6 protein-coding genes and 2 pseudogenes are annotated in these 6,412 nt (G+C 73.8%); 5 read left to right on the top strand and 3 right to left on the bottom strand.

Annotated features, from left to right (window positions below; translation table 11 throughout):
* Window positions 1-91: 91 nt before the first annotated feature.
* Together I6A81_RS25145 and I6A81_RS25150 are read right to left on the bottom strand one after the other, a co-directional pair.
* Window positions 92-445 carry an ArsR/SmtB family transcription factor gene (locus I6A81_RS25145; RefSeq protein WP_238429913.1) on the bottom strand — a complete coding sequence of 118 codons (354 nt, stop codon included), beginning with the start codon at window positions 443-445 and terminating at the stop codon, window positions 92-94.
* Window positions 446-561: 116 nt separating this feature from the next.
* A pseudogene (locus I6A81_RS25150) lies at window positions 562-876 on the bottom strand (NAD(P)-binding domain-containing protein); the annotation flags it as partial.
* Between the two features lie 105 nt (window positions 877-981).
* Here I6A81_RS25150 and I6A81_RS25155 point away from each other — a divergent pair.
* Window positions 982-2,352: an NAD(P)-binding domain-containing protein gene (locus I6A81_RS25155; RefSeq protein WP_307874897.1), complete on the top strand. Its 1,371-nt coding sequence runs from the start codon at window positions 982-984 to the stop codon at window positions 2,350-2,352.
* Between the two features lie 29 nt (window positions 2,353-2,381).
* A pseudogene (locus I6A81_RS43885) lies at window positions 2,382-3,296 on the top strand (MFS transporter); the annotation flags it as partial.
* A gap of 420 nt (window positions 3,297-3,716) precedes the next feature.
* Here the strand turns inward: I6A81_RS43885 and I6A81_RS25160 are convergent.
* Window positions 3,717-4,121 (bottom strand): ArsR/SmtB family transcription factor, encoded by a 405-nt coding sequence (locus I6A81_RS25160; RefSeq protein WP_203005405.1) that lies wholly within the window; start codon window positions 4,119-4,121, stop codon window positions 3,717-3,719.
* A gap of 96 nt (window positions 4,122-4,217) precedes the next feature.
* On the opposite strand from I6A81_RS25160, the gene I6A81_RS25165 reads away from it, so the two are divergent.
* From I6A81_RS25165 to I6A81_RS45075, 3 genes are read left to right on the top strand one after another with little or no spacing between them, the layout of a single operon-like run.
* The gene (locus tag I6A81_RS25165; protein WP_203005408.1) at window positions 4,218-4,802 is read left to right on the top strand and encodes an ArsI/CadI family heavy metal resistance metalloenzyme; all 585 of its coding nucleotides are present in this window, start codon (window positions 4,218-4,220) and stop codon (window positions 4,800-4,802) included.
* 11 nt (window positions 4,803-4,813) lie between these two features.
* Entirely contained in the window at window positions 4,814-5,608 is a 795-nt protein-coding gene (locus I6A81_RS25170) for an aquaporin (RefSeq protein ID WP_307874898.1), read from the top strand.
* Entirely contained in the window at window positions 5,605-6,297 is a 693-nt protein-coding gene (locus I6A81_RS45075) for an arsenate reductase/protein-tyrosine-phosphatase family protein (RefSeq protein ID WP_285222725.1), read from the top strand. The genes I6A81_RS25170 and I6A81_RS45075 overlap by 4 nt, the downstream gene beginning before the upstream one ends.
* Window positions 6,298-6,412: the final 115 nt, after the last annotated feature.

A 6,412-nucleotide genomic window follows, 5' to 3' on the forward strand; every position in this document is an offset into this window, starting at 1 on the left:
CGTCACCGGCTCGACCCGGCGAAGAGACCGTGGCGGGTTGGCTGGGACACCCACCGGCCTGGCGAGCGCCGTAGGAAGCGTGGAGCCAGTGTCAGGCGGCCGCGAATGTTTGCCCGAGGGTGGCGAGGACGGAGGGCGCGACGCGGTAGTAGACCCAGGTGCCGCGTCGTTCGGAGGTGAGCAGGCCCGCCTCGCGGAGTTTCTTGAGGTGGTGGGAGACGGTGGGCTGGGAGACGCCGACGTCGGAGATGTCGCAGACGCAGGCTTCACTGCCGGCACTGGAGGCGATCATGGAGAAGATTCGCAGCCTGACCGGGTCGCCGAGCGCTTTGAACATCGCGGCGGTGCGTTCGGCCTCGGCGGGTGTGAGCGGTCGTTCGGTGAGCGGGGGGCAGCACGGCGCGACCCCGGTGTCAAGGATGGGGAGCATCCCGGTGGCGGCCATGGGTCCATCGTGGCACGCGAGGGCCGTGGCTGTGGATGTCCTCATCGGGTGCCGCGGCGGAGGTGGGTGGTGATCTGGTCGGCGAGGCGCTGGGCGGCGAAGCCCGCGGGGTCGGTGTCGGCCTTGGCGGCCTCGACCCGCTGGCGCGGACGGACCTCGACGTCGAGACCGGCGGCATGGCGACGCAGGTAGTCCACGACCTCGTCGCGGTGCGGGTAGCGGGCCGGGTCGCCGCCGAACGGTAGACCGGGCAACCCGCTGTACCGGGCGGGTGAGAACAGCCGAAGGCTGTCGTAGTAGCGCGGCCAGGCACCGGTCGGCTCACCAGCCGCTTCGAAGATCACGGGTGCGAGTGTCCGGTGGCGCAGGGCCCGGGCGGCGGCCAGGCCGGACTGCCCGCCGCCGATCACCGCGACGTCGATCCGCTCCATCCCCACTCCCTGATTCGACAGGCGTCTATATTGACATCCATCGAATCAGAGTCCATGGTGGTCACGCAAGCATCGACCATCATCAATGTCTGGAGAGGAGTCGACGTGCCCGCGTCCAACGTCGAACTGCCCGTCGTCGTCATCGGAGCCGGCCCGGTGGGTCTGGCCGCCGCGGCCCAGTTGCTCGCCCGTGGCCTGACCCCCCGTGTCCTGGAGGCCGGGCCCCAGGCCGGTACCGCCGTGCGTGAGTGGGGCCACGTCCGGTTGTTCTCCCGCTGGGCCGAGCTGGTCGACCCGGCGGCGGAGAAGCTGCTGGCCGCCGAGGGCTGGATCCGTCCTCCGGACGACGCCTACCCGACCGGCGCGCAGTGGGCCGAGCAGTACCTGCGGCCACTCGCGGACGCTCTCGGGGACGCGGTCCGGTTCGGCGCGACCGTGACCGGGGTCGCCCGGGCCGGCCGCGACCGGGTCGTCGACGCCGGACGCGACGAGCAGCCCTACGTCGTGCAGGTACGGCACGCCGACGGCACCGAGGAGCGCATCACCGCGCAGGGCGTGATCGACGCCTCCGGGACCTGGTCGACACCGAGCCCCCTCGGGGCGGACGGCCTGCCGGCCGCCGGGGAACGGGAGGCCGCAGGACGGATCTCCTACCGCATCCCGGATCTCGGCGACCCGACAGTCCGGGCCCGCTACGCCGGACGGCGGGTCGCCGTCGTCGGTTCCGGCGCCTCCGCGTTCACCGCGCTGGCCGCGCTCGCCCAACTGGCCCAGAGCGACCCCGCCACCAGCACCCAGTGGGTCCTGCGTCGCGGCGTCGGCGCGAGCACCTTCGGCGGCGGCGACGCGGACCAGCTGCCGGCGCGCGGCGCGCTGGGCCTGCGCGCGAAGGCGGCCGTCGACAGCGGCCAGGCCCGCGTGCTGGCCGGCTTCCGGGTCACCGCCATCGGGCGCGCCGACGACGGTGACGGCCTGGTCCTGGTCGCGGACGACGGCCGGCGCAGCGAACCCGTCGATGAGATCATCGCGCTGACGGGACTGCGTCCGGACCTGTCGTTCCTGTCGGAGGTCCGGCTCGACCTCGACGCCCGCCTGTCCGCGCCCACCACGCTCGCGCCGCTGATCGACCCGAACGTCCACTCCTGCGGGACCGTCTACCCCCACGGCGCCGCCGAGCTGGCGCACCCGGACGACCGGATGTACCTGGTAGGCATGAAGAGCTACGGCCGTGCCCCGACGTTTCTGGCCCTGACCGGCTACGAGCAGGTCCGCTCGGTCGCGGCGGCGCTCGCCGGGGACCACGAGGCCGCGGCCCGCGTCGAGCTCACGCTGCCGGAGACCGGCGTCTGCGGCGGAGCCGGTGTCCTCGACGAGCCCGACGCCGCTGAGGCCGAGGCCCCGGCCGGCGGGGGCGGGTGCTGCGGCGCGCCGGCGGTCGTCAGCCTCGGTGCCAACCTGCTCTCCGTGGCGCGTTGACCGACTCCTCGGCAGTCTCGCCGGCGGTCGTGGCCGGGCCCGAAACAGGGGCCTGGCCGCGACCGCCGCGGGCCGCGTTGCCGGCTCTGTGCCTGACCCAGATCACGAGCTGGGGCGTGCTCTACTACGCCTTCCCGGTGCTGCTCGACCGGATCGCCGCCGACACCGGCTGGTCGCGCACAGCGGCCAGCGCCGGGTTCTCGGCCGCGCTGCTGGTCTCCGCCCTCGCCGGGATACCGGTCGGGCGCGTCATCGACCGCCGCGGCCCCCGCCTGGTGATGACCGCCGGCTCGACCCTGGCGGTCCTCACCGTCGCAGGCCTCGCCCTGACCCCGAACATCGCCCTGTTCGTCCTGGCCTGGCTCGTGGCCGGAGTGGCGATGGCCGGCACCTTCTACCCGCCGGCGTTCGCCGCGGTGACCCGCTGGTGGGGCCCGGCGGCGGTGCGCGCCCTGACCGTGGTCACCCTCGCCGGCGGCCTGGCCAGCACGGTCTTCGCGCCGTTCACCGCGCTGCTCGCCGACCACCTCTCCTGGCGGGCCACCTACCTGGTCCTCGCCGCCGTCCTGGCCATCGTCACCATCCCGGCACACGCCCTCGCGCTGCGCGCCCCCTGGCCACCGGCCACCCGCCCGCCCGAGAACCCCGCCACCCCGACGAACAGCGCGACCGTGGCGCCGGCCACCATCCGCGCGATCACCCGCAGCCGCGAGTTCGTCCTGCTCGCCGCCGGCCTCACCCTCAACGGCCTCGTCGTCTTCGCGGCCCTGATCGCCCTGGTACCCCTGATGATCTCCCGTGGCGCCGATGGGACCACAGCGGCCCTGGCGCTCGGCCTTGGGGGAGCCGGTCAGACCCTGGGCCGGCTCGGCTACGCGACGCTGCAGGCCCGCACCACCGCCACGGCCCGCACCGTCCTGCTCATCGCCGCGGCGGCTGGTCTCATCGCCACGCAGGGCCTCGTCCCCGGCCCGCTGCCCCTGCTCGTCGTCCTGAGCGTCGCGGCCGGCATGATCCGCGGCAACCTCACCCTGCTGCAGGCCACCGCCGTGCCCGACCGCTGGGGCACCGCCTCCTACGGCCACCTTTCCGCGATCCTCGCCGCCCCGGTCACGATCGCGGGGGCGTGCGCACCGTTCACCGCCACCGCGCTCGCCGGCCCGGTCGGCGGCTACCCCAACCTCTACCTTCTGCTCGCGGGCACAGGAGTGATCGCCGCCGCGCTCACGGCGGCGTCCGGCACGTCCCGACAGACGTCACAGGGCCAGCTCTCCGATGGGATGCGGGAGACCGGTAGCGAGGACCAGTCGGCTGCCACGCGCACAGGGATGGACGGCCCGCGCGCCGGCGGCCCCGGGGTGTGTCTAGCGTGGTGGTCCGAACACGGCGGCGAGAGCGTCGAGGGTGCCGGGGACGGCGCGGTAGTAGGCCCAGACGCCGCGCTTGTCGCGGGTGATCAGGCCGGCGTCGACGAGGATCTTCAGGTGGTGGCTGACCGTGGGCTGGGTCAGGCCGAGGGGTTCGGTGAGCTCGCAGACGCAGGCCTCGCCGCCGTCCCGCGCGTAGATCATCGACAGGATCCGTAGCCGGGCGGGGACGGCGATCGCCTTGAGGACGGCGGCGAGCTGGTCGGCGTCGGCGGCGGACAGCGGGGCGCCCGCCAGCGGGGTGCAGCAGGCGGAGAGCGCTCCTGGCCGGCCGGGCGGGGCGTCCGGGGCGGCGCCTGGGGCAAGGACCGGAAGCGTTATCGGCGGGGATGTCGTCGCCATGGCCCCAGCATGCCCCAGCTATTGACAGCCGTCTATATCTCCGGTCATCCTCGTCCCGTCAGATATAGACCGTCGTCGATGCGAGGGGTGGTCGTGATGGCCAGGGTGCAGCTGGCGTTGAACGTCTCGGACGTGGACGCGGCGGTGGAGTTCTACGGGAAGCTGTTCGGCGCCGAGCCGGCCAAGCGCCGTCCGGGGTACGCGAACTTCGCGATCGACACCCCGCCGCTGAAGCTCGTGCTGATCGAGAATCCCGACGCCCGCGGCACCGGTGTCGCTGGAGCCCTCAATCACCTGGGCGTGGAGGTCGCCACGACCGAGGAGGTGTCCGCGGCCACGGCACGGCTGGCCGGGGCCGGGCTGGCCACGGCGGTGGAGGAGAACACGGCCTGCTGCTACGCGCTGCAGGACAAGGTGTGGGTCGACGACCCGGACGGCGCGCCGTGGGAGGTCTACACCGTGCTCGCCGACGTCACCGAACCCGCGCCCCGGCTGGTCACCCGCGGTGACGGCGGGCCGGGGTCGGCGTGTGACTGCGGGCCGGTCTGTACGCCAGCAACGCCAGCAACGCCGGCCGAGCAGGCCGAGCAGGCGGCGCAGGCCGAGCAGGCCGCGCCGGTGGCGGCCGGGGGGCGCACCTCGCTGACGGTGGAGCCGGCCTCGGCCGGCACCTGCTGCTGACCGCCGGCACGGTGACCCACCACGAAGACCCCGGTCAGCCGCCGCTGGTGCGGCGGCTGGCCGCCGAGGCGCTGGGCAGCCTGTTGTTGGCGGCGCTGGTTGTCGGTTCCGGGATCGCCGCGCAGCGGCTCAGCCCCGGGCAGGTCGGCCTGCAGCTGGTCGAGAACGCCGCCGCGACCGCCGCCGGCCTCTACGCGATCATCCTGATGGTCGGCCCCGTGTCCGGGGCGCATTTCAACCCGGTCGTGACCCTGGTGGACGCGGCGTTCGGTGGCCTGTCGTGGCGGGACGCCGCCGCCTACCTGCCCGCCCAGGTAGCCGGCTGCGTCGGCGGCGCGATCCTGGCGAACCTGATGTTCGACGGCCCGGCGGTGTCGATCTCGACGCACCACCGGGCGTCGTCGGCGCATCTGCTCGCCGAGGTCGTCGCGACCGCCGGCCTCATCCTGCTGATCTTCTCGCTGGTCCGGTCCGGCCGCGGGGAACGGGCCCCGGCCGCGGTCGGCGCCTACATCGGCGCCGCCTACTGGTTCACCAGCTCGACCAGCTTCGCGAACCCCGCGATCAGCGTCGGCCGGATGTTCTCCGACACCTTCGCCGGCATCGCCCCGGCCTCCGTCCCCGCCTTCGCGGCCGTCCAGCTCGCCGGCGGCGCGGTCGGCTACGGCCTGGTCCGGCTGTTCTACCCGTCCACCCCGGCCGGGCCGGCGCAGGCCGCCGAGGTCCTTCTCCCGCACCCGTCCGCCGCGGCGCCCACCAACGGCAACGGCGCCGCACCCGTGCACCCTTCGCGAGGTGTCTCATGACCAGACCGGAGAACTCCATCAGCCTGGACGACTTACCCGGCTTCGACCCGGCCACCGCGAGGGCCCTGCTCACAACCGCGCGCCGGCTCGCCCACGACTACGACACCACCTTCGACGCCGGCGAGGTCACCGACCTGCTCGCCGACTCCTACCGCCGGCTCGCCCGCACCGCCCAGGTCACCCTGTACCTGCCGGTCCTGGCCGAGCGGCTGACCCGGGAACGCCTCAAGGCACTCGCCACGACTCGCGGGCTGATCGCCAAGCGGGTACCCGAGGTGCTGTTCGTCTGCGTCCACAACGCCGGTCGCTCCCAGATGGCCGCCGCGCTGACCCGCCACTACGCCAGTACCGCCCTGCACATCCGCACCGGCGGCTCCGACCCCGGCTCACGGATCCAGCCCGAGGTCGTCGCCGCGATGAAGGACATCGGCCTGTCCCTCGACGAGGAGTTCCCCAAGCCACTCACCGACGACATCCTCGCCGCCGCCGACGTCGTCATCACCATGGGCTGCGGCGACCGCTGCCCCTACCTGCCCGGCAAGCGCTACGAGGACTGGCCGGTCGGCGACCCCGACGGCGCCCCCGCCGAGCAGGTCGCCGCGATCCGCGACGACATCGACCATCGCGTGCGGGCCCTGCTCACGAGCCTCCTGCCGGACCAGCCCCTGCCCCCGCCACGCACCCCCTAAGGTCACCACGACGGCCGAGCCGGCCTGTCGCCTCCCTGTGCTCACGAGAGGACTCGTCCGTGTCCGACAAGCCGTCGGTCCTGTTCGTCTGCGTCCACAACGCCGGCCGCTCCCA

Origin of the sequence: Frankia nepalensis, assembly GCF_016786325.1 — a bacterium.
In the GTDB taxonomy this organism is placed as follows: Bacteria; Actinomycetota; Actinomycetes; order Frankiales; family Frankiaceae; genus Pseudofrankia; species Pseudofrankia nepalensis.